Below are 22409 nucleotides of genomic sequence, written 5' to 3'. Positions count from 1 at the left end.
CCTGCTAGAAATTAAGAGGGTCGAAAGACCCCGAGCACAGGCTTCGCGGAAACCCGGAGGCCGCTCGAAACCGCAGGCACGATCGCCCGGAGACCCTCCGAATCTCGGCGCCTGGACGAGGAACCCCATGAGCGAAACCCCACGCAAACGCCCGGTACGCCTGCTGCACCACGACGCCGCCGAACGCCCGTTCATCGTGATCTGGGAGGTCACGCGAGCGTGTCAGCTGGTCTGCACGCACTGTCGCGCCGACGCCATTCGCACCCGCAATCCGTTAGAGCTCAGCACCGAGCAGGGCAAGACCCTGCTCGACGACCTCGCTGCGTTCGGTACGCCGCGTCCGCTCGTCGTACTGACCGGTGGCGACCCCTTCGAACGCCCCGACCTGCCCGAACTCGTCGCGCACGGCACCGCACTCGGGCTGAGCATGGCGCTGTCCCCTTCGGTGACCCCGAAGCTGACCCGTGAGGTGCTCGTCGAACTGCACGACGCCGGGGCGAAGGCCATCTCGCTATCGCTGGATGGCGCATCCGCTGCCACTCACGACGCCTTTCGCGGCGTGGACGGTGTCTTCGACGACACCATGGTCGCGGCCCGCCTGGTGCGCGAGGTCGGCTATCGACTGCAGATCAACACGACCGTCACCGCCGACAACGTGCACGAACTGCCAGCAATTCTCAAGACCGTGCTCGAACTCGGCACGACGCTATGGAGCATCTTCTTTCTGGTGCCGACCGGCCGCGGCAAGCTGCTGCAGGCGCTGACCGCCAAGCAGGAAGAAGAGGTGCTGCACTGGATGCACGACGTTTCTGAGCTCGTCGCCATCAAGGCGACCGAAGCGCCGCACTACCGCCGCATCGCCATTCAGCGCGCCGGCGTGGCGGACCTCGACGCGGCGTTCCCGGTCGGTCCGCTGCGCACTGTGCTGCGTCGGGACACCGCCGAGCTGCTCACCGGCGACGAACCGAAACGACGCGCGGCCCGGGCACCGATCGACGTCAATTCCGGTCGCGGGTTCGCCTTCGTCGACCACGTCGGCATGGTCTACCCGAGCGGGTTCCTGCCGGTCGCGGTCGGCTGCGTGCGAGACCAGCCCTTCCCCGATATTTACCGCGACGCCGACCTGCTGCAGGACTTGCGCTCCCCGGATAATTTTGGAGGCCGCTGCGGCCGCTGCGAGTTTCGTGCGGTCTGCGGCGGGTCGCGCTCGCACGCCTACGCGGTCACCGGCGATCCGCTCGCCGCGGACCCGAGCTGCGCCTACGAACCCGCACGAGCATAGCCCGTACCGGTGCGACCGACGAACGGGCTGGTCGTCGGTGATTTCTGCGTCGTCCACGAAAGGAATAGCAGTGTCAGAACAGACCCGCATCACCATCGTTGGCGCCGGAATCGGCGACCTCGCCACCGCCTACTACCTGCGGCGCCGGCTCGGCGGCCGGGTACAGATCACGCTCGTCGAGAGTACCGATCGGCTGGGTGGAAAGATTGCCACGCGAAGTTTCGCGGGGCATCCGCTCGATACCGGCCCCGACGCCCTCATGGTGCGCGCATCCGTCGCCGCGGCGCTGATCGCGGACCTCGGCCTGGCCGACCGGGTCGTGGTGCCGAACGTTGGCGGGGCGCGCATCTGGAGCCGCAACCGCCTGCGTTCGCTACCGGAAGGCACCATGTTCGGCGTTCCCGGCGGCCTGGTGCCGCTGATTCGCTCCCGGCTACTCTCGCCGCTGGGTTTGCTTCGCGCCGCCTTCGACCTGGTATTGCCGCGCAGCCGATCCGCCGCGGCCGACCCCTCGATCGGTGAGCTGGTGCGCACCCGGATGGGCTCCCAGGTTTTCAATCGCCTGGTCGAGCCGCTGCTCGGCGGCGTGCACGCCGGACGCGCCGACACACTCAGCGCCCAGAGCACGGCCCCCGACATCGCTGCCCTCGCCCACACCCACCGCAGCCTCTACCTCGGAATGCGCCGTCGGCCAGCACGCTCGACCGGCGGCGGTCCCGTGCTGGTGACCCTGACCACCGGCCTCGGCGGACTGGTCGATGCCCTCGCCGACCAGCTGACAGATGCCACGGTGCGGCGTGGCAGTGCCGTCACCGCGGTGACACCCGCGGCAGGGCCCCGGGCAAGCGGCTACCGCATCGACCTCGAAGACGGCGATGTCATCGACGCTGACATGGTCGTGCTGGCAACACCGGCTTTCGCGTCGGCCCGACTCGTGGCTTCGGCCGCCCCGGAGCTTGGCGCATTGCTGGGCGAAATCGAATATGCCAATGTGGCCACGATCGGCCCGGCGTACCCTCGGTCCGCGTTCCCGGCCACCCTCGTCGGCACCGGTTTTCTGGTGCCGCCCGAGGAACACCGGCTCATTGTCGGTTGCACCTGGTCCAGCCTGAAGTGGCCACACCTGGCCGACGACGACGTGGTACTGGTGCGCTGCATGGTCGGCCGGCGCGGTGATAACCGCTGGCTCACTATGAGAGACACCACCCTCGTGCGCCGAGTGCGGGACGAACTCGATGAGGCGATGGGACTGCGCGGCAAGCCGCTCGAGCAGTTCGTTCAGCGCTGGCGACAAGGCATGCCACAGTATCTGGTGGGCCACCAGGCCCGCCTCGATGCCCTGGCCGAGGAACTGACTGCGCTGCCCGGGCTGTTCCTGACCGGTTCGGCCTATCGAGGCGTGGGGCTGTCCAGCTGCATCGCCGACGCCGAACGCACGGCGGAGTCGATCCGCTCCCTCGCGGCCTCGACTGGAGTCGGGCTCGGCCTGCGCGTTCCGGCGCACTTTGCACCAGACCATCCAGGAGAACGATGACCGAGAACTAGCCGTGTAACTGGAACCCGCGCTCCCCCGCGGTGCTCGAGAACCAGATCGCCGCCTATGACGAGCTGCGCGGGCGATGCCCGGTCGCGCGGCGACGCTCGCGCAAGACCAGCCGGCGATGGCGGCGATCGCGGTCGAGTTCGACGGCTTCATCCGTGCTCTTCTCGTCGCGCGCCGCCAGGCGGGCGACGCCGCACCGGACGATCTGACCATCCACCTGCTCAGTGAGCGCGTCTGGGACCGCCCGATGACCGACAACGAGCTCGTCAGCCTGCTGCGCAACTGGACCGTCGGCGAGCTGAGCACGATCTCGGCCGGCGCCGGGATTCTGGCTCACTACCTGGCGGCGCACCCACCGACCCAGCAGCTGCTCCGCGAGGACCCCTCCCTGATCGGTGCAGCGAACGACGAGATCCTGCGCCTGCACGCTCCCCTGATAGCCAACCGCCGCATGACGACCGAGTCGGTCGAGGTCGGCGGTCAGCTCATCGGCGCGGGAGAGCGAGTCACCGTGCTCTGGGCGTCGGCCAACCGCGACGAGGCGGTCTTCAACGACCCGGATGAGTTTCGGCTCGACCGCGACCCGGCGGACAACCTGTTGTATGGCCGCGGCATCCACGTGTGCCCCGAGGCCCCGCTGGCTCGCCTTGAGCTGCGGGTCCTGGTCGAAGAGTTGCTTGCGCGCATCACCGAGCTGGTGCCGGCTGACATCTCACCAACGCACGCCCACTACCCCGGAAGCGGCTTCGCAACTCTTCCTCTCGTGCTGCGCTGAACGGTGAAGCGGTGCCGAAGCGATTCTTCATTCGAACAGTCGCGGCCGAGAAAACGTCGGAGTGTCGGTCATCATGACACTTTCTCATTTACCTGACGCGGTAGCGCTTGTCGCCAGTAGGATCAGCCCCATGCTTGGGATAATCATTGAAATCACACTGGCCGGTGGCGTAATCGTTGGCGCAGCTCAGGGGGTCTGGTAGACACAGGCTTCAGCTGTGCTCTGCTGTATAGCACGATCATGTCGGCCGTGCCGATCGTGGTCCCGATCATCTTAACGAAAACCGCAGGCGTGGCGAGTGCGCCTGAGAGGCGTGTACACGTAGCTGCTACGAGTCGGTGACCGTGATGCCGAAAGTCTTGAGCTTGCGATAGAGAGATGACCGGGCGATTCCCAGGGCCTCCGCCGCGCGCATGCGGTTGCCTTCGGCCTTGTGCAGCGCGCCGACGATGAGGTCACGCTCGCCAGCTTCCAGCGCCGTCAAGAGCCGGGGCGCAACGCCGTGGCAGTAGGCGGGCAGGTCCTCAGCCTGGATGGCACCGACCGGGCGTGTGAGCAGGGCGATATCGAGCGCTTCTTCGAGCTGTCGAATGTTACCGGGCCACGGGTAGCGTGAGATCACCCGCATGGCACCGGCGCTGACGGTGGCTGGTCGCAATCCGGCTTGTCGGGCGAGTACCCGCGCGACGATGTCGGGCAGGTCGTCGAGGCGATGCCGCAGCGGCGCGACCGTGACGGAGACCTCGAAATGGTGCAGCAACGTCGTAAACAGCCGACCTGCCGCACGGTCTGCCTGCAGATCGGGTTGCGACACAGTGACGGCGATAGCGCCAGCACCTTCGCCCGCGTTTACCTCCCGCTTGATGAGAAACGCATCAAATTCAGCGACAGCGGCCGCGCTCAAGCGATCGATATTGCGGAAGATGTACAACGTGGGCAAGGCAGCGGCGTTCATCAGGTCTTTGTCAATGGCCGGTTGCACACCCTGCTCGTTGAGCTCGTCAGCGCTGTACACCACGCTACGACCCAGCGGCACGACGTGTCGATAGAGTTCAGCCAGAAGGGATACCTTGCCTCCACCCGCCTCGCCCAGCACGAGGAGGGCTGCGCCCACGGTGAGAGCGGAGATAACGCTGCCGGACGCACGTTTACCGAGTAACGATGACACATCATTGAGAATTGTCGATGGTGCTTGAATGTCGCTCAACACCGGCTCCCGCACTCGACGCCCCCGCACTGGCAATAGTTTCAGACCAGGCCCGCCGACCAGAATCGGGGCGACTTCGGAGACGATTTCGACGACCACAACTATCCCCGCTACATCGGGACCGACCACGACGCGCTTGCCTCGAATATGAACGACCTTGCCCGACGACAATTCAATCTGGTCAACCGGTTGGCCCGGAGCGATCGTCAAATAGCGGGCATGTTCGCGGATTGTCAGCTGTTCATCGGGCGCAAACAAACTCTGCGCAACCGCGTTGCCCATCACGATCGTGCCGCCGATCGCCATGACGGCGCCGCGCGTTCGAGAATCTACCCGAACGTACGCCTCGAACAGGGCCTGCTGACACTGACTCCGATCGACGAGAAGGTTGCGCTCAATCTCTCGGGCGGCCGACCGCACCAGGGAAGGCATCAAGGGGCTGGCATCCTCGCTTAGACAACTAAGGTCTAGGACGCCCTCGATACGCCCGGTCAGCGGGTCACGAATCGGACTTCCCGCACACGCGAACGGCTGGAGATGCTCGATAAAATGCTCGGGACCAACAATGTACAGGGGCTGGCCCGACTCGAGCACGGTACCGATTCCGTTGGTTCCAACGCTGGTCTCGGCATAATTGAACCCCGGCGCCAGCGATACTTCATCGAGCAGGGTTCCGATCGTCTTGTCGGTTTCTAAGCGGCTGAGAATTCTCGCCTTGGAGTCGGTGAGCACGATCGATAGCGGCATCTCGGCCATTTCTTCGCTCAGCCGGGCGATGACTGGTGCGGAACATCGCATTAGGCGACCGGTGAGGTCAAGATCGCTGTGAAAAACTGCCTGGGACGAAAACGCGTTTACGCCAGCGGTGAGGGACCGCTGCCAGGAAGCCGCCACGACTTTAGGAACCGATTGGGTTTCGGCGTGACCGAACCGCAGAAAATCGGCGCGTTCAGCGGCAATCTTGATTCGCCGATCGGCGACTCTGTGCATATCGACTCCCTTGTGGACTCCTTAAGCATGCCCTGTACTCGACCGCAAGCGCTAGCCGCGGAGTGTCCCAATGTGGGACACGCCGCGGTCTGAACACGGGGCCAGTCTTGCTAGAGTGCCTCCCCCCGGGGCATCGGTCACTCACAACAACCCGCAATGGAGCGCTCATGGAACGATTGATCAATATCGACAACGGTGGAACCCTCACCGACATTGTCGTCGCCAGCGGCACAGATTTCACGTTCACCAAGACTCTCACCACCCCGGTAGACTTGTCTCAGTGTCTCTTCGACGCCATGACGAAGGTGTCTACCCAGCTGTATGGACAGACGAACCTGGCCGATCTGCTGCACTCAACCCGGCACATCCGCTATTCGTCAACGCAGGGCACCAACGCGCTCGTACAGCGCAAGGGTCCACTGATTGGCCTGATCACCGATGATCCCACTCTGCCAGACTCGCTCGCTACCTCGAAAGAGACGGCTGGGCTCTTCAACGATCTGATCGGCGCCCGCATCGGCATCATCGCGGCCGACGGCACCCCGGAGGAGCTCTCTCGGCAGTTCGTCGCCGACATCAACCGGCTAACGACGGCTGGAGCCGAGCGGCTCGTCGTGGCAGCGTCGAGTGCCCAACGCGAGCAGCTGTTCAAGCGCACCATGCTCAAGAATTTTCCCAGGCATCTGCTCGGTTCGGTGCCGATTCTGTTCTCCCGGGAGTTTGCCTCTGACACCTCACGCGACCGACAGGTCTGGTCGGGAATTCTCAACTCCTTTCTACACCCCACCGTCGAGCGGTTTCTCTACAGCGCCGAGCACCGGCTGCGCGCCTACAAGGTCAAGAACCCCCTGCTGATCTACCGCAACGACGGCGCATCCTCTCGCGTCGCCAAATCGGTCGCGCTCAAGACCTATTCTTCGGGGCCGCGCGGCGGGCTCGAAGGCACGCGTGCGCTCGCCGAGGCCTACGGTCTCGACAATGTGCTGATGATCGATGTGGGCGGCACCACAACGGATGTTGGCGGCGTCGCGAACAAGGCGATCGCCGTCGACCGGCGCGGATCGATTCAGGGCGTCGATATCTCCTACGAGATGAGTGACGTGCGCTCGACCGGCGTGGGCGGCAGCTCAATCATCGCCGTGCACGACGGTGAGATCACCGTGGGGCCGGAGAGCGTCGGCGCCGCTCCCGGACCGGCCTGCTTTGGTTTCGGCGGCACCCAGGCCACCATTACAGACGTCAACCTGCTGCTCGGCATTCTCGACCCAGCTACCTACCTGAACGGCGAGATGGCGCTCGATGCCGAACGGTCACGCGCGGTCATCACCAAGACCGTTGCTGATCCGCTCGGCATCAGCCTCGACGAGGCGCTGATCCGCATGGAACACAGCTACTCCGGTCATCTGGCACAGGCCTTCGCCGACCTGGTCAGCCCGACCGGCGAAACGACCGTGGCTGCGTTCGGCGGCGGCGGACCGATGAGTGCCTGCAGCGCTGCTCGCCTGGCCGGCGTGCACCACGTGCTCGTGCCTCGTCTCGCGGCGGTGTTCTCGGCCTACGGCATCAGCTTCTCGGACATCGCGCAGTCCTATGAAACCAACGTCACCGGTTTCTCGGCCGAAGAACTGACTGCGACACGTCAATCGATGCAAGCGGATGCCGGCCGGGACATGTTCCAGGAAGGGCACGACCTGAGCGAGTGCGAACTCGAATGGTCGACCATCATCGAAGACGGCGAAGAGATCCTCGCCCTCAAGGCCATTTTCAGGCTGCCACACCCGACCATCGACACCGGCCTTCCCTCAGCGGCGAGCCCCGCAGTCGCTACCGGAACGCGGCAGGTGCGCTCCTCGGCGACGCGCGTCGACAGCGTATCCGTTTATGAGCTCGACGGTCAGGTGCCCGGCGCCACGGCAGCCGGACCCGCCATCGTCGAGGGCCCGTTCTTTACCGCGCGCGTACCGCTCGGCTGGACGCTCACGGTATCCACCGCCGGCGACCTGCAACTAGCCGACACCCTCTAATCCACTTTGTTTCCCAAGGAAGGTACAAACAAAATGCGCGTTCCCATGACCGAATACCTGCTCATCGACCTCGACACGGAACGATGGATCTGCCGCGTTTGCGCCCACGACTTCGGCGATGCTCGCGGCAATTATAAGGAGGGCACTCTGGTCTACGACCGAGACCCCCAAGAGATTCATCCTCCCGTGATCGACCCGGAGAAGTACGAATTCACGTTCTCTCCCGACCCCGCCTTCTGCCGCATTCTGGAGTTCTACTGCCCCACCTGCGGAACCCAAATCGAAGCCGAATATCTGCCGCCGGGGCATCCGCCGACCGTCGACATGCTGTGGGACATCGACTCGCTACGCGAAAAGTGGGATGCCCATGGCGGCAACCCCGAAGAGGTCGTCAACTATGGCCCTGGCGAAAACGCCGAGGCCGACCTCAGCGCCCGCTTCGACTCCGTGACACCCCACGCCCACTCGCGCCAAAACGAAGGACACTGACCGTGAAACGAATCTCGGTAGACATCGGCGGCACGTTCAGCGATTGTTTCTTTGTCTGGGATGACGTATACATCGAATCGAAGGCGCTCACCACGCACCACAACCTGGCACTCGGTTTCAACGAAGCCCTCGACCGGGCCTGCGAAAGGGCTGGAATCAGCCGCGAGACGGCACTCAAAGAGGTGGACTCGGTACGCTATGCCACGACGCTGGGCACCAACGCCCTGATCGAGGGCAAGGGCCCACGGGTCGCGGCTATCGTCACCCACGGCTTTGAAGACACCATCCCGCTCTCCCGCGGACGTGGTTACGGTGAGGGGCTCGACGCGGCCAAGCAGGGCGACATGCCTGACGCCCAACGTCCCGAACCACTCGTGCCACGCCAGCTCATCCGCTCGGTGAAGGAACGCATTGATTCGGTCGGGGAAGTGCTCGTGCCACTCATGTACGACGACGTGCGCACCCAGGTTCGCGAGCTCGTCGACAACGGCGCCGAGGCCATCGTGATTGCCCTGACCAACGCCACCGAGAACTCGGTACACGAGGACCGCATCCTCGAGATCATCCTCGACGAGTACCCCACGCACGAGCTTGGCTCCATTCCGGTGCTGCTCAGCAGTCAGGTATCGGGACGCAAGGGCGAGTACGTGCGGGCCATGGCCACTGTCGTCGACGCTTTTTTGCACCAGACAATGTTTCACGCGCTCAATCAGCTCTCCAACAACCTGCGCGACTCGGGGTACGAGAAGCCGATGCTGGTCATTCATAATTCGGGCGGCATGGCGCAGCCGAACTCCACAGATGCCCTGCAAACGATTCACTCCGGGCCGATCGCCGGCGTCGGGGCGGCCCAACACCTCGCGGAGTCAACCGGCCTTGGCGACGTAGTGTCAATGGACATGGGTGGCACCTCGTTCGATATCGGTCTGGTGCCAGAGGGCGGAGTACGGCACTACGATTTCCAGCCCACCATCGGTCGTTGGATGGTCTCCGCGCCGATGATCCACCTCAACACGCTCGGCGCCGGCGGCGGATCTATCGCCGCCTACAACCGCATTCACCATGCCCTCCAAATCGGTCCGGAGTCAGCTGGAAGCGACCCGGGCCCGGCCTGCTATGACCGCGGTGGCCTGCGCCCAACGGTCACCGACGCTGACCTGGTACTCGGCTACCTCGACCCGGACAATTACGCCAACGGGCACATCAATCTCAACAAGAAGCGTTCGATCTATGTCATCGATGAGACGCTCAGCGACGAGCTCGACCTGGACGCGGTTGAGGTTGCCAAGGTTATTAAGAAGACTGTCGACGAACAGATGGCGATCGGCATCGAGAAGGAGCTGCGCTCCCGCGGCGGGCTGATCGAGGACTACACGATGCTCGCCTACGGCGGTAACGGTCCGCTGCATGCCTGCGGCATCGCGGCAAGCGCCGGCATCAGCCGTATCTTGTTTCCGCCGTTCGCCTCGGTGTTCTCCGCGCTCGGGGCCGGCAACATGCGTCCGCTGCACATTCACGAACGCAGCGCCTACGTCGTGCTTTACGAACCGATCAAGCGCAGCCTCTACGCCCAGTACGAAGCGCTCAACGGGTACATCGAGGAGCTCGAAGCGAAGGGCGCCGAAGACCTCGTGCGCCAGGGCTACGACCGCGCCGACGTGCGCTACCGCCTCGAAATGGACATGCGCTACGGCAACCAGCTCGTCACCACTGCCGTCGCCTTCAACATCAACCGGGTCAACGGAGTTGCCGACGTGCTGCACCTGATCAAGACGTTCTCCGAGCTCTTTGGCGAACGCTACGGCGAGGGCACCCAGGCGCCGGAGGCGGGCGTCCGTGCGCAGACCATTCGCGTAGCGTCCTATATCGAGGGCGAAGTCATTCAATTCGAGTCGATCAAAACCGGCGGCGAAAAGATTAAGCCGGCACCGGTCTCCCGGCGTTCGGTGCACTTCACGAGCATCGCCGGCGCAGTCGACACCCCTGTCTATGACGCCGACGCACTCAAACACGAATACGTGATCCACGGACCGGCGATCGTCACGACCGAAAACACCACCTATCTGGTGGAACCGGGCTGGCGCCTGGAACCGACAGTGCAGGGGGCGGTATGGCTACTGAGCGACTGACCGACCTTCCCACTTTTTCTTCAGCGAACGCAAGCAAAGGAGCTTGAACACCATGACACTGACAACTGACCAGTTCGTGCCCACCAGCGGAGACGACGACGCATCCCAGCTACTGACCGACCAGGAACAGCAGTGGGTCGACAAATTCATGGACGAGACTACCCTCTTCCTCGGACCAGACCCGGCCATCATGCGTACTCACGAGATCATGCCGCGCACAGCCTATGAGGAGGAGTGCATCGCGAAGGGTATCGACCCGCTCGAGGTCGACCGGATTCGCAAACGCCTGGCCGGTGCACTTGATGAGGCCTTCGAGATGTGCGAGAGCATGGGCGCGGCGCCCGGAGCGAAGTGGGCCGACCTCTCCTGCGCGGTCTACACCGCCGAGGGCGATGTCACGTATCTCTCCAACCGCGGCGTGATTGCCTTCTCCGCAGTGCTGCACCATCCCATCCGCTACATCATGAAGAATTGGAAGGATGAGCCCACCGTCGGTATCAACCCGGGTGACGGTTTCTTCCACAACGATTCCCGCTTCGGCATGGTGCACAACACCGACCAGTCGATGCTCGTGCCGGTCATGCGCGACGGAATCATCATCGCCTGGGTGGGTGCGACCATCCACGAAGGCGAGAACGGAGCGTGCGAACCAGGTGGTATGCCGTCGGGTTCGGAGTCACCATTCGATGACGGTCTGCGGGCCTCGCCGATCAAGATCGTCGAGAAGGGCCATCTGCGTCGCGATCTGCTGACGTTCTTGCAACACTCCACGCGCGACCCGAAGCTCATGCTCGCCGACATCAAGGTGAAAATGGGCGCCACCCGGCGCATCATGGACACCGTCGACCGGCTCATCGACGAGGTTGGGCAGGAGACCTTCGTCGCGTCGCTTCGCGTCACCGTCGAGGATGTCGAGACTGAGGTACGCCGCCGTATTGGCGAACTGCCCGACGGCACTGTCACCTTCAATCAGTTCGTGGACTCCACGCTTAAGGAGAACATTCTGATCAAGTTCGCCTGCAAGATCACCGTGAAGGGCGAACGAATGATTATCGACCTCACCGGTACCGGCCCCGAGATTCTCAATCGGGCCCTCAACTCGCCGCTCGCGTCAACAAAATCTTTCATGTCCCAGGCAGTTCTCTCGTACTGGTGGCCTGACCTGCCTCGCAGCACCGGAGCATTGTCGCCCATCGAAATTATCACGGAGGAACATACCTGGGCGGATGCCGGTTACGACGCGCCCGTCGGCCAGTCGTTGCAGGCATCCTTCCGCGGCTTCTCCGCCCTACAGTCGGCCTTCGCCAAGATGCAATTCTCATCGCCGCAGAAGTACTCGAACGTCGTGGCTCCCTGGTTCAACCAGATCAACGATTTTCTCTGGGGCGGCACCACACAGAACGGTGAGCAGGTGGGTAACCTGTGTGCCGATCTCAACGGCATGGGCGGCGGGGCGAAGGCGTTCCGCGACGGTGAAGACGCCGTGGCGCCGTTGTTCTGCGCAATGGCCGACCTCGGCGAGCAGGAAGTCATGGAAGAAGAGGTACCGTTCTTGCAGCTGGTCAGTAAACGGCTGGTGCGCGACAATCAGGGATTCGGCAAGTATCGCGGCGGTATGGGTTACGAGATGATGGTGGCGTCTCGCGGTACACCCAGCTGGGGTTTCATGACCGTCACCTCCGGATCGAAGTTCTCCTCGGTTCCTGGAATGTTCGGAGGATACGGCTGCCCGGTCTACCCCCTGGCCATGGTCAAAGACATCAACATCTACGACATCATCAAGAAGGACCCGTCGCAGTTCAACCTGTCGATGGAACGTGTCATGAACGAGCAGCCTTTCGAGGGCGGCGATTACCAGACCGGACACATGGGGCTGCAATTCGACGTGGCGAAAGAGGGCGAACTGTACATGATCGCCCAAGGCGCGGGCGGTGGCTACGGTGACGTGCTGGAGCGCGACCCCGAACTCGTCGTGACCGACCTTGAGCTGGACCGAATCTCGGCCCAGGTCGCCACGAACGTCTACGGCGTCGTCTGGGAAGCGGACACCTTCGTGGTGCACGAGCAGGCAACGATTGAACTGCGGGCCCAGATGCGCCAGGATCGCATCAGCCGCGGCAAGCCGTATAAGGAGTTCATTGCAGAGTTCGTTCAAGAAGAGCCGCCCAAGGACCTGCTCTACTACGGCTCGTGGGGCCAGGACAACAATGAGGAACTGCTGGCGACGCACTGGGGCAAAATCGAGCCCGAGCGAGTCAAGGGCAAGATCGAAGATCTGCCACTCATCATGGTTCCCGACCGTCGAGTGCTGAAAATTAGCAAGCTTGAGGCGCGGGTACGCGAACTCGAGCAGAAGTACGGCGAAGTGGCCGTACACAAATCCTGACCTGTCCTTTCGATCCGTGGCTGCGGGGTCGTCTCCTGACGGCCCCGCAGCCACGGGTCACCCTTCTTGATCGATCAATGGGAGACACCATGACACTTTCGCTATCTGAGCTTCTGGCCGAGCCACCCTCGGGCCGCAGTCGGGCCGTAGTGTTGGACAGTCACGATTATGCCCAATCCGTTTTTCTGCAGGGTAAACCCGTGCCGTGGCAGGAACCCATGGCGTACGCGAATTTCTTCGGCCAGGCTCAGGGCGTTCTCAAATCCGATTTGGCGCTGCTCAGTCTCGACCGGTTCTATGCACACCGGGTCGCATCTGATCCCACTCTTCAAACGGCTATGAGCGCCAAATCCCGCACCGGATATGCCCTCCGCACTCTGCTGGGGGATCCAGGGACAACTGCGTTCGTTATCGAGCTCGTCAGCATCTTCAGCAAGACCCAACGGGTGCCGGTCGTGCTGCAGATTCCGTCGCCGATGCAGTGGCTGGCGCGCACACATTCGTTCTCGGGGGCGACCGACGCGTCAGGTCTCGACGCCGATAATGCCGAAAACGCGTCAATGTATGTCGCGGACTGGCTGCGCGGTTTCGCCGCACTACCGCTGATCGCGGTACTGCTTGATGACCGTAGCCCCGCTTCCGGGGCTAAATCGGTACCGCTATCGACCTATTCACCGGTTGCCAATGTGACCGACCACTACCGTTGGGCGCTCGGACAGCGACACGTGGATCGGGTCGAACTACACGGCACTGAGCTACGCGGCGCTGTAATCGATCCGGAATTTTGGGCGAACGACACCGGCACGCTTCCCGACGGCGATTTTCTGCTCGGCGAGGTGCCCCAGGGAGCGGTTCCGGAGCGGGTGCTGAGCCGAATCACGGCGCTGGTCTAGTCGACGCGACCGCTGGAGCAGGCGCGTAGCGCTGTCACCATCGAAGTCGACCGTCGTGAGTTTGAGGGATTAGATGGCCATGAGCATCCGCTCTTTCAGCCCCTGTTCGTCGATCGGCTTGTGCTCTTTGGACCATTCGCGTTCGTTGCGGTTCTCAGGTCCGTCGAAAAAAATCGAATGTCTGCGCGTTGAGATGGGGATGCACCACGCGAGACTGTACCTCCGCGGCCACTTTGGCGGCTCACTACGGCGAACGATTCGGAACGTACGTCCGGTGCCCACCTGCAGAACGCGAAGACCTTTCTCGCACACCTGCTCGCAGTGCGCTCCGACCCGATTTCTTACTGCTGTGCAGCCTTCTGACGCAGTCACTACACGTTAGAAGCACGCTTTACAGAACTAGACGTTGAAGCGAAACGCCACCAATATCATCACCGATCACCATCAGAGAAGTTACTTTGCTCTCGCCGAACAATCCAATCGGGAGTAAGACAGCAGCGACTGCCTTACTCCCGACCGTCTTCAAGCGGGATGAGCATGGTTCGGAACGGACCGGCAACGGCGTGCAGGTTCCAGATGCGATCGGCGACCCCGTCGATGCCGTTGGCAAGCTGAAGCTGTGGAATGCCGCCGGGAATCACCAGCTGGTTGACACGGATACCCTCACCCGCGAGGGCATCGTGGAGCATCTCGCCGTAGGCGCTCTCGGCCGGGAAGGCGACCGATGTGCCAGCGAAGTCGGCGCGAGCCTTCACCGAGGTTCCGCCATTGATCATGATGATGCTGCCGCTACCTGCCTGCTGCATCGCCGGGAGCACTGCACGCACCGCGTGGATGAGCCCGAGGGCCGAGAACTGCAGGGCCTCTAACGCCAGCTCGGGCGTCATCTCAAGCACCGGCTTCAGGTAGTCACGCGACGGCAGCGGGCTATATTGCAGCGCGGTGATAGGCCCGAGCTCTGCCGCGGCACGCGCAAGGGCAGCTTCGAGCGACGCCGGCGTGCGGACATCCGCAACGTAAGCACTTGCGGTGAACCCGGCAGCGGTGAGCTCGGCAGCCATGGCGTCCAGTTTCGACTGGTTCCTGGCGATCAGGCCAATTGAGAAGCCCTCGCGCCCGAACCGTCGCGCAACTGCTGCGCCGAGTCCCGGTCCAGCTCCGATGATGGCAATGACAGGCACGATAGTCTCCTTCAATTGATGCTGCTGTGATGACGATCGCGAGGAGCTTGCGCCTAAACGTTGAAGCGGAACTCCACCACGTTACGTTACAGAACAACCCCTGAACCGGGTGAGCGAGCGAGTGCGGTCGTCCCCGCCGCCGGCAGACCCAGGTCTGCACCGAGCTGAACGAACCAGCGGCGCTGGTAGGCGGGCAGATCACTTCTCAAGGCTGACTCGACGCCTTGAACGACGAAGCTCCGACTCCACACTCCAGCCTCCACGAGCCCGGGCACGACCACTGTTCGAAGTGGATCGTTGACATCACTCCGGTCGCTCTGCCTCAAAGAAGCACCTTTGACGCCACGCGTCGTGAAGAGACGAGCGAAGAGCACCCTGGTGACTTTCGGTCTCGCAAGCAGCCAGTACAAAAGCGGCTTCCCCGGCCTGTCAGCCCAACCGCTGATCAGCATCAAGACAGCTCCATCATGATGTGGTGCCTCGACGAGACCTTCTTCAATCCACTCATACATCACGGCCCGACCCCGGTTACGGTCCCAGTTCTTGGGATTTGCTGCGAAATCCGAAGACCATTGATCGACGAACGCGATGAGGTCGTTGGGGAACAAGGCCGGGTACACCCACTGCGAAAACGAACGGTCCTCTGGTATCGGCCAGACTTTCGCGGCCTGAGCGGGCACTTTGGAGGCCAGCAGGACGGTGGTCGCCGCATCCCAGTGCCCTAGTTCCAATGGCCCTGTCCAGGCGTCAACGAATTGCGCGTACCCCCCGGGATAGTCTGCTCGCAGATCGCGAAGCCACGAAGTCACCGTCGATGCTGAACTCGCGCACAGGATGGCCTTGGCCTGACCAACCAGGGGCTTGCACGCCGCGCGGCGCTCGTACGGCTCAACGGAAGCGAGTCGGGCCGCAAGGTCACCCGAACGGCCCGTTGCGAGGAGGTTCCTGAGCGAGTCGACCGTGAGCATAACCGAATGCTAGTCCGCTCTCCGCCCACCAGGTTCGCCGTGCCTCGAAAGAAGGGTCTTTGTCCCGCGGGCGGCGCGGAGTGATTGCCGCAATCTGCTCAGCCATGCGATCCTCGGCAACATCGCGGTCATGCCGGTCCTGCAACGTCAACCAGAATTGCGCCGAGGTGCCGAAGTACCTGGCCAGGCGGAGAGCCGTGTTCGCGGTGATTCGACGCTGGCCGTGCACGACCTCGTTGATGCGGCGAGGCGGCACACCGACGGACACCGCGCTCGAGACGGCCCTCGCGGACCTCCTCGACCATCAGAAAAGGCTCTGGCGGACCTACTCGACCTGCAAGAAGCGGCCTTGGCCGGCCTGATTAGACGTTAAACCTAAATTCGACCACGTCTCCGTCTTGCATGACGTATTCCTTGCCCTCGATGCGCGCCTTGCCCTTTGAACGGGCCTCGGCGATCGAGCCGGCGGCCATGAGGTCTTCGAAGGAGAAGATCTCCGCCTTGATGAAGCCCTTCTGGAAGTCGGTGTGGATGACTCCGGCGGCCTGCGGCGCGGTCCAGCCCTTGTGGATGGTCCAGGCGCGGCACTCTTTCGGACCCGCCGTGAGGTAGGTCTGCAGGCCAAGCGTGTCAAAGCCGATGCGGGCGAGCTGGTCGAGTCCGCTCTCGGCCTGGCCGGTCGAGGCGAGCATCTCTGCGGCGTCTTCAGCGTCGAGCTCGCTCAGTTCACTCTCGAGCTTGGCGTCGAGGAACACGGCGTTCGCAGGGGCGACCAGCGCGGCGAGGGTGTCGAGCTTGGACTGGTCCTGCAGCACGGCCTCATCGACGTTGAAAACGTAGATGAACGGCTTCGCGGTGAGCAGGCCGAGTTCACGGATCGGCTCGATGTCGAGCGTGGCCGAGGACAGCGGCTGACCGGAGTCAAGAATCGCCTGCGCCTTGAGCGCGGTCTCCAGAACGAGCGGCGCCATCTTGCGGCCCTTGACCTCTTTCTCGAAGCGAAGCACGGCCTTCTCGAGGGTCTGCAGGTCGGCGAGGATCAGCTCCGTGTTGATCGTTTCCATGTCGCCAGCCGGGTTGACCTTGCCGTCGACGTGCACCACGTCGGGGTCGGCGAATCCGCGGATAACCTGGGCGATGGCATCCGCTTCGCGAATGTTGGCAAGGAATTTGTTGCCAAGGCCCTCGCCCTCGCTCGCGCCACGCACAATGCCGGCGATGTCGACGAATGACACCGGAGCCGGAAGCAGGGTCTTGCTTCCATAGATCGTTGCCAGATCGGCCAGGCGCGAATCAGGAAGGTTCACGATTCCCACGTTGGGCTCAATGGTCGCGAACGGGTAGTTCGCGGCGAGCACGTTGTTCTTGGTCAGGGCGTTGAACAGGGTTGACTTGCCCACATTGGGAAGTCCGACGATTGCAATAGTAAGAGCCACGAGAGACCATTCTACCGGCCACGTCGCTGCATCCCTCGTCGGCGGCTCGTGTCGGTGGCCCATGAGACCATAAGGTGTGCTGAATTTCACCGCGATCGATTTTGAAACCGCTAACTCCTCGGCTGCCTCGGCGTGCTCCGTCGGGATGGTGAAAGTGCGTGACGGAATCGTCGTCGATTCGGCCTACTGGCTCATTCAGCCGCCTCCCGGCCACGATGCCTTCTCTGAGTGGAACACCCGTATTCACGGAATTACCGCAGCGGATGTCGTGGGCGCGGCCAGTTGGGCCGAGCAGCTTTCACAGCTGATCGCCTTCGTCGGTGACGACTATCTCGTTGCCCACAACGCCGGTTTCGACCTCGGCGTGATCAAAACGGCGTCGACCGTGACCGGGCAGCCTGTACCAGATTTTCGCTACGTCTGCAGCCTGCAGGTAGCCCGACGCACCTACCACCTCGAGTCCTATCGGCTGCCGGTCGCAGCCATGGCGGCCGGCTTCGAAAACTTCTCGCACCACAATGCGCTCGCAGACGCTGAAGCCTGCGCGGCCATCATGATCCACGCCGCGAAGCGTCACGAGGTCGACACGCTTGAGCAGCTCGCCCACGTCACCCGGGTCAAGGTCGGCGTGATCGGACCGGTGGCTACCCGGGAACACGCCTCGACCCATGGGCCGATGGCGCTCAACTAGAGTGTATTTGGCCTGATCCGAGTCTCATTCCGTTAATGTCGGTGGTCGCTGTCAGACTTCAAGCATGGAACCACTGCTGAGTTTGATCATCGGTCTCGTCATCGGCGTCGCGTTGGGCGTACTGCTGACCATGGTGCTGTTGCAACGCCGCCGCACCACCGGGGAGGGTGACGGCTCGGTCGACTCCGCTGTGCTCGAGGCCCGCCACCAGGCAGCACTCGCCGAGGCTCGAACCCGCGAGGCGACCGTTCGCGCGGCGCTACAGAGCGAGCTGTCTGCCGCCCTCGCGACCGTAGACGGGCTCAGCGCGCAGATCGACCATGACCGGGCGACGACGCGCGAGGCCACGGAACGGCAACGGTCTGACCAGCAGTTGCAGTCCGAACGGGAGAAACGCGAACACCTCGTAATCGAGGCCCTCAGCCCGGTGCGCGAGACCCTGCGCACCATGCAGGAGAAGGTCACCGAGCTTGAAGCGCAGCGCAGCGAACAATATGGATCGCTATCGGAGCAGCTTAAGCAGGCCCAGATCTCTGACCAGCAGCTGCGGGTGACCACCGAATCGCTCGCGAGTGCACTACGTTCCAACAGCACCCGCGGTGTCTGGGGCGAGACGCAGCTGCGACGCGTGGTCGAAGCGGCCGGACTCGCCCAGTATGTCGATTTCAACACGCAGACCAATATCACGACGGATGCCGGGCTCGGCCGACCGGACATGGTCGTTCGCCTGCCCGGCAACAAATCGATCGCCATCGACGCCAAGGTTCCGCTCGAGCACTACATAGAGGCGAGCACCATACCCTTCACTGCCACCGGCGAGGAGGGCGCCCGCCGTAAGGTGCTGATCGACAAGCATGTCAAGGCCGTGCGCGCCCACATCGACGCCCTCGCTAAAAAGACCTATTGGGAAGGCTTCGATGCCAGCCCCGAGTTCGTGATCGCCTTTATACCGAGCGAATCCCTGCTGTCGGCAGCGCTCGAGGCAGACCCGTCGATCCTCGACTACTCGTTTAGCAAACGGGTCGCCCTAGCGTCACCGGTGAACCTGTGGGCCGTGCTCAAGACTGTGGCCTTCACTTGGCAACAGCAAGCGGTCACCGACGAGGCCCAGAAACTGTTCGACCTCGGCAACGCCCTGTATCAGCGCCTCGGTGCGCTGTCTGGCCATGCCGAGTCGCTGCGCAAGGCACTCGAACGCACGGTGGACAGCTATAACAAGTTCGCCAACTCGCTCGAGTCGCGGGTGCTCGTGACCGCGCGACAGTTTCCGGGGATCGACCAGACCAAGATCGGGCTGCTCACCGAACCGGCCATCATTCATGATTCACCGCGCAAACTGACCGCGCCCGAGTTGGAGGCGCCGGCCGAAGAACTCGACACGCTGGATCTTCCAGTTGACTTGGACGGTTCCGAACTAAACGAGGCGCAGCACAGCGTTATCAAAGTTCGCTTGTCAAAATAAGTCACTTTGCGAATCCGACCTGCGCGTGTAGTGACCTACGGACGGCACAGAAAGAAGTGCGCCTCGAGCCTGATCGAACAGACCCGAGACGTGCAATCGTGTGACGCCCTAGTGCGAGGTGACTACAGCCACTTCGCCGCGAGGTGCTCCGCGATGACGCGACGAGCCGTACCCGAACGCGACCGCAGCACGATGCTTTCGGTGCGAATCATCGGGCCCTTGCGGCGCACTCCGTCGACGAGTCCACCATCGGTCACGCCGGTCGCCACGAAGAAAGTGTTATCGCCGCTGACCATGTCGTCGATCTCAAGCAGCTTGTCGATGTCGAGTCCGGCAGCTATACCCTTGGCGCGTTCGGCGTCATCCTTCGGGGCGAGCCGGCCCTGCATATAGCCGTCAAGGGCTTTGAGTGCGCACGCCGTCGTGATGCCCTCCGGGCTGCCGCCGATTCCGACGCACATATCGATGCGGGTCTCGTAGCGGGCCGCATTGATGCCACCGGCAACGTCGCCATCGAGCATGAGTCGTGTGCCGGCACCGGCAGTGCGGATGGCGTCAATCAGGCCGGCGTGGCGCGGACGGTCAAGCACGGCCACCGTCAGTTCTCCCACTGGCTTCTTCAGTGCTTTGGCAAGTTCACGAAGGTTGTCGCCAATCGTCTGGTCGAGATTGACCACGCCACGGCCGGCGCCACCGGTAACGATTTTGTCCATGTAGAAAATCGACGAGGCGTCGAGCATAGTGCCGCGGTCGGAGACGGCGATGACGGAGACGGCGTTCTGGCGGCCGGCTGCGGTGAGGCTGGTTCCGTCGATCGGGTCCACGGCAATGTCGCAGGCGGGGCCACGGCCGTTTCCGACGTGCTCACCGTTGAAAAGCATGGGGGCCTTATCTTTTTCGCCCTCGCCAATGACGATGAGCCCATCGAAGTTGACAGTGCCGAGGAACGCGCGCATGGCGTCGACGGCGGCCTTGTCAGCGGCATTCTTGTCGCCGCGGCCGATGAACGGTACGGCGCGGATGGCTGCAGCTTCGGTGGCGCGCACGAGCTCCATAGCGAGATTACGGTCGGGGTGTTGAAACAGAGTGGGGGTCTCAGTGCTGTTCAAAAGGTCCTCCCGGACGTAAGTTCGACTTCGATTACGGCGGATGCGCGGCGGGTCGCGCGGAATGTCCGCCCGAGTCACCTTATCGCGACCGAACGCCGGGGTCGGGCGTGGCTAGACTCGGTTCACACCCCCGCACACTTTCGAGGAGACGCAATGCCCATCGCAACCCCGGACCAGTACGCCGAAATGCTCGACAAAGCGAAGACCGGCGGGTTCGCTTACCCGGCATTCAACGTGTCTTCGTCGCAGAGCATCAACGCCGTGCTTCAGGGCCTCACCGAGGCCGGATCTGACGGCATCATCCAGGTCACCACCGGTGGCGCCGACTACTTCGCCGGCCATACCGTGAAGAACCGTGCCTCCGGCGCACTTGCCTTTGCCCGCTTCGCACACGCGGTCGCCGACAACTATCCGATCACCGTTGCGCTGCACACCGATCACTGCCCCGAGGGCGCACTCGGTGACTTCGTCATTCCGCTCATCGAAGCCTCGGAGTCAGCGGTAGCCGATGGCGGCCACCCCATTTTCCAGTCACACATGTGGGACGGTTCGGCCATCGCGCTCGACAAGAACCTCGGTATCGCTACCGATATTCTTAAGCGCACCCGCGCCATCAACGCCATTCTCGAGGTGGAGATCGGCGCCGTCGGCGGCGAGGAAGACGGCGTACAGGCCGACGTGAACGAGAACCTGTACACGACCCTCGACGACGCGATCAAGATGGTCGAGGCCCTCGGCCTCGGCGAGCAGGGCCGCTATATGGCCGCTCTCACCTTCGGCAACGTGCACGGCGTCTACAAGCCTGGCAACGTGAAGCTGCGCCCGGAACTGCTCAAGGAGATCCAGACCGGCCTGTCGGCCAAGTTCGGGCTCGCTGCTCTGCCGCTCGACCTCGTCTTTCACGGCGGCTCGGGCTCAACGGATGCCGAAATCGCCGAAGCCGTCGCCAACGGTGTCGTGAAGATGAACATCGACACCGACACCCAGTACGCCTTCACCCGCTCCATCGCCGACTACATACTCAAGAACTACGACAGCGTGATCAAGGTTGACGGTGAAGTCGGCAACAAGAAGGTTTATGATCCGCGCGCCTGGGGCAAAGTGGCCGAGTCGGCCATGGCCGCTCGCGTCGTCGATGCCACCCGCCAGCTCGGCTCCGCCGGGCGCTCAAACAGTTAGGGCAATGACGGCAGTTACAGCAATGACAGAGAACCCGAACTCCGTTCCACCCCCGCCAGACCCTCGTCCCCGCCCCCAGTACGGCGAACTCGCCCCTGAGGGCTGGACCTGGAAACCTCCGCAGGACCAGGACCGGGTTGACGCTCCAGCCCCCATCGCTGGTGCGGGCGCCGGCGTGCCACCGACCGCACAGCCACCAGCCGTTCCCGCAGTGCCGTTCCAGCCGGGACAGCCGTTCCAGACGGGGCAGCCGCACCAGCCAGCCCAGCGCACCGTACCCCGCTGGGACCGACCGCTGACCATCGGGCTGCTGGCCGTCGGGCTCCTGTCTACCTTGTATGGCGCGTTCTCGCTCGGCGCACTCCCCGATGCCATGCAGCTGATCTACACGCAGCAGGGCCTGGGCACCTACACTCCGGGGGTCAGCATCGGCCCGTTGACCTCGGTCGGGGCCATTGCGGTGGTGTTTATCTGGCTCGCCACTGCCGCGGTGTCGGTGCGTCTGCTGCTGCGGCGACGCCGAGCGTTCTACGTACCGCTGATTGCTGGCGCCGTGTCGACCGTGACGATGTTCGCCTTCATGCTCGCCGCGATGTTGAATGACCCGACCCTGATCGAGTTTCTCAGCCGCCAGTAGCTTTCAGCCGCTGAACCGCCCCGGCCGT

Annotated in this window: 17 protein-coding genes and 1 pseudogene; 12 read left to right on the top strand and 6 right to left on the bottom strand. The window is 63.2% G+C overall.

Translation table 11 applies throughout. The features are described 5' to 3' along the window. Window positions 1-127 precede the first annotated feature (127 nt). The 3 genes from CXY73_RS18790 (at window position 128) to CXY73_RS18780 (ending at window position 3600) form a co-directional block, all read left to right on the top strand. Entirely contained in the window at window positions 128-1282 is a 1155-nt protein-coding gene (locus CXY73_RS18790) for a TIGR04053 family radical SAM/SPASM domain-containing protein (RefSeq protein WP_104178576.1), read from the top strand. Between the two features lie 70 nt (window positions 1283-1352). Beyond that, complete coding sequence (gene hemG, locus CXY73_RS18785; RefSeq protein ID WP_158254161.1) at window positions 1353-2816, top strand: protoporphyrinogen oxidase; 1464 nt, start codon at window positions 1353-1355, stop codon at window positions 2814-2816. A gap of 85 nt (window positions 2817-2901) precedes the next feature. Further along, a complete protein-coding gene (locus tag CXY73_RS18780; protein ID WP_104178574.1) occupies window positions 2902-3600 on the top strand; it encodes a cytochrome P450 in 699 nt (232 codons plus the stop codon). 328 nt (window positions 3601-3928) lie between these two features. On the opposite strand, the gene CXY73_RS18775 is transcribed toward CXY73_RS18780, so the two are convergent. After that, window positions 3929-5797 carry a sigma-54-dependent Fis family transcriptional regulator gene (locus CXY73_RS18775; RefSeq protein ID WP_104138473.1) on the bottom strand — a complete coding sequence of 623 codons (1869 nt, stop codon included), beginning with the start codon at window positions 5795-5797 and terminating at the stop codon, window positions 3929-3931. A 167-nt stretch (window positions 5798-5964) separates the two neighbouring features. Here CXY73_RS18775 and CXY73_RS18770 point away from each other — a divergent pair, with 167 nt between their 5' ends. The 5 genes from CXY73_RS18770 to CXY73_RS18750 all read left to right on the top strand — a co-directional run bounded on the left by CXY73_RS18770 (window position 5965) and on the right by CXY73_RS18750 (window position 13718). After that, the gene (locus CXY73_RS18770) at window positions 5965-7821 is read left to right on the top strand and encodes a hydantoinase/oxoprolinase family protein (protein WP_104178573.1); all 1857 of its coding nucleotides are present in this window, start codon (window positions 5965-5967) and stop codon (window positions 7819-7821) included. A gap of 33 nt (window positions 7822-7854) precedes the next feature. Then, complete coding sequence (locus CXY73_RS18765; RefSeq protein WP_104138479.1) at window positions 7855-8310, top strand: acetone carboxylase subunit gamma; 456 nt, start codon at window positions 7855-7857, stop codon at window positions 8308-8310. A 2-nt stretch (window positions 8311-8312) separates the two neighbouring features. Further along, the gene (locus tag CXY73_RS18760) at window positions 8313-10439 is read left to right on the top strand and encodes a hydantoinase/oxoprolinase family protein (protein ID WP_104138481.1); all 2127 of its coding nucleotides are present in this window, start codon (window positions 8313-8315) and stop codon (window positions 10437-10439) included. Window positions 10440-10491: 52 nt separating this feature from the next. Further along, window positions 10492-12825, top strand: a complete 2334-nt coding sequence (locus tag CXY73_RS18755) for a hydantoinase B/oxoprolinase family protein (RefSeq protein ID WP_104138484.1) — start codon at window positions 10492-10494, stop codon at window positions 12823-12825. 89 nt (window positions 12826-12914) lie between these two features. Continuing rightward, entirely contained in the window at window positions 12915-13718 is an 804-nt protein-coding gene (locus CXY73_RS18750) for a hypothetical protein (protein WP_104138847.1), read from the top strand. 506 nt (window positions 13719-14224) lie between these two features. Here the strand turns inward: CXY73_RS18750 and CXY73_RS18740 are convergent. The 4 genes and pseudogenes from CXY73_RS18740 to ychF all read right to left on the bottom strand — a co-directional run bounded on the left by CXY73_RS18740 (window position 14225) and on the right by ychF (window position 17303). Beyond that, window positions 14225-14899 (bottom strand): SDR family NAD(P)-dependent oxidoreductase, encoded by a 675-nt coding sequence (locus CXY73_RS18740; RefSeq protein ID WP_104138490.1) that lies wholly within the window; start codon window positions 14897-14899, stop codon window positions 14225-14227. Between the two features lie 86 nt (window positions 14900-14985). Next, window positions 14986-15867, bottom strand: a complete 882-nt coding sequence (locus CXY73_RS18735; protein WP_146071817.1) for a hypothetical protein — start codon at window positions 15865-15867, stop codon at window positions 14986-14988. Between the two features lie 76 nt (window positions 15868-15943). Beyond that, window positions 15944-16135: pseudogene (locus tag CXY73_RS23030) on the bottom strand (HigA family addiction module antitoxin); the annotation flags it as partial. 94 nt (window positions 16136-16229) lie between these two features. Then, window positions 16230-17303, bottom strand: coding sequence for a redox-regulated ATPase YchF (ychF, locus tag CXY73_RS18725; RefSeq protein ID WP_104138493.1), 1074 nt, complete (start codon window positions 17301-17303; stop codon window positions 16230-16232). Between the two features lie 76 nt (window positions 17304-17379). Between ychF and CXY73_RS18720 the strand changes: the two genes are divergently transcribed. Continuing rightward, window positions 17380-17994, top strand: a complete 615-nt coding sequence (locus CXY73_RS18720) for an exonuclease domain-containing protein (RefSeq protein WP_104138496.1) — start codon at window positions 17380-17382, stop codon at window positions 17992-17994. A gap of 64 nt (window positions 17995-18058) precedes the next feature. Continuing rightward, on the top strand, window positions 18059-19456 hold the full coding sequence (rmuC, locus tag CXY73_RS18715; RefSeq protein ID WP_104178571.1) for a DNA recombination protein RmuC: 1398 nt from the start codon (window positions 18059-18061) through the stop codon (window positions 19454-19456). A gap of 122 nt (window positions 19457-19578) precedes the next feature. Here rmuC and glpX read toward each other — a convergent pair whose 3' ends face one another. Continuing rightward, window positions 19579-20511, bottom strand: a complete 933-nt coding sequence (gene glpX, locus CXY73_RS18710) for a class II fructose-bisphosphatase (protein ID WP_104178570.1) — start codon at window positions 20509-20511, stop codon at window positions 19579-19581. A 207-nt stretch (window positions 20512-20718) separates the two neighbouring features. Here glpX and fbaA point away from each other — a divergent pair, with 207 nt between their 5' ends. Both fbaA and CXY73_RS18700 read left to right on the top strand, forming a co-directional pair. Then, window positions 20719-21744: a class II fructose-bisphosphate aldolase gene (gene fbaA, locus CXY73_RS18705; protein WP_104178569.1), complete on the top strand. Its 1026-nt coding sequence runs from the start codon at window positions 20719-20721 to the stop codon at window positions 21742-21744. A 22-nt stretch (window positions 21745-21766) separates the two neighbouring features. Continuing rightward, the gene (locus CXY73_RS18700; RefSeq protein ID WP_104178568.1) at window positions 21767-22381 is read left to right on the top strand and encodes a DUF6264 family protein; all 615 of its coding nucleotides are present in this window, start codon (window positions 21767-21769) and stop codon (window positions 22379-22381) included. Window positions 22382-22409: the final 28 nt, after the last annotated feature.

Origin of the sequence: Cryobacterium sp. Y50 (assembly GCF_002929805.1) — a bacterium.
Classification (GTDB): domain Bacteria; phylum Actinomycetota; class Actinomycetes; order Actinomycetales; family Microbacteriaceae; genus Cryobacterium.
Note: the sequence above shows the minus strand (reverse complement) of the source record. Positions and strands in the feature narration are given on the sequence as shown.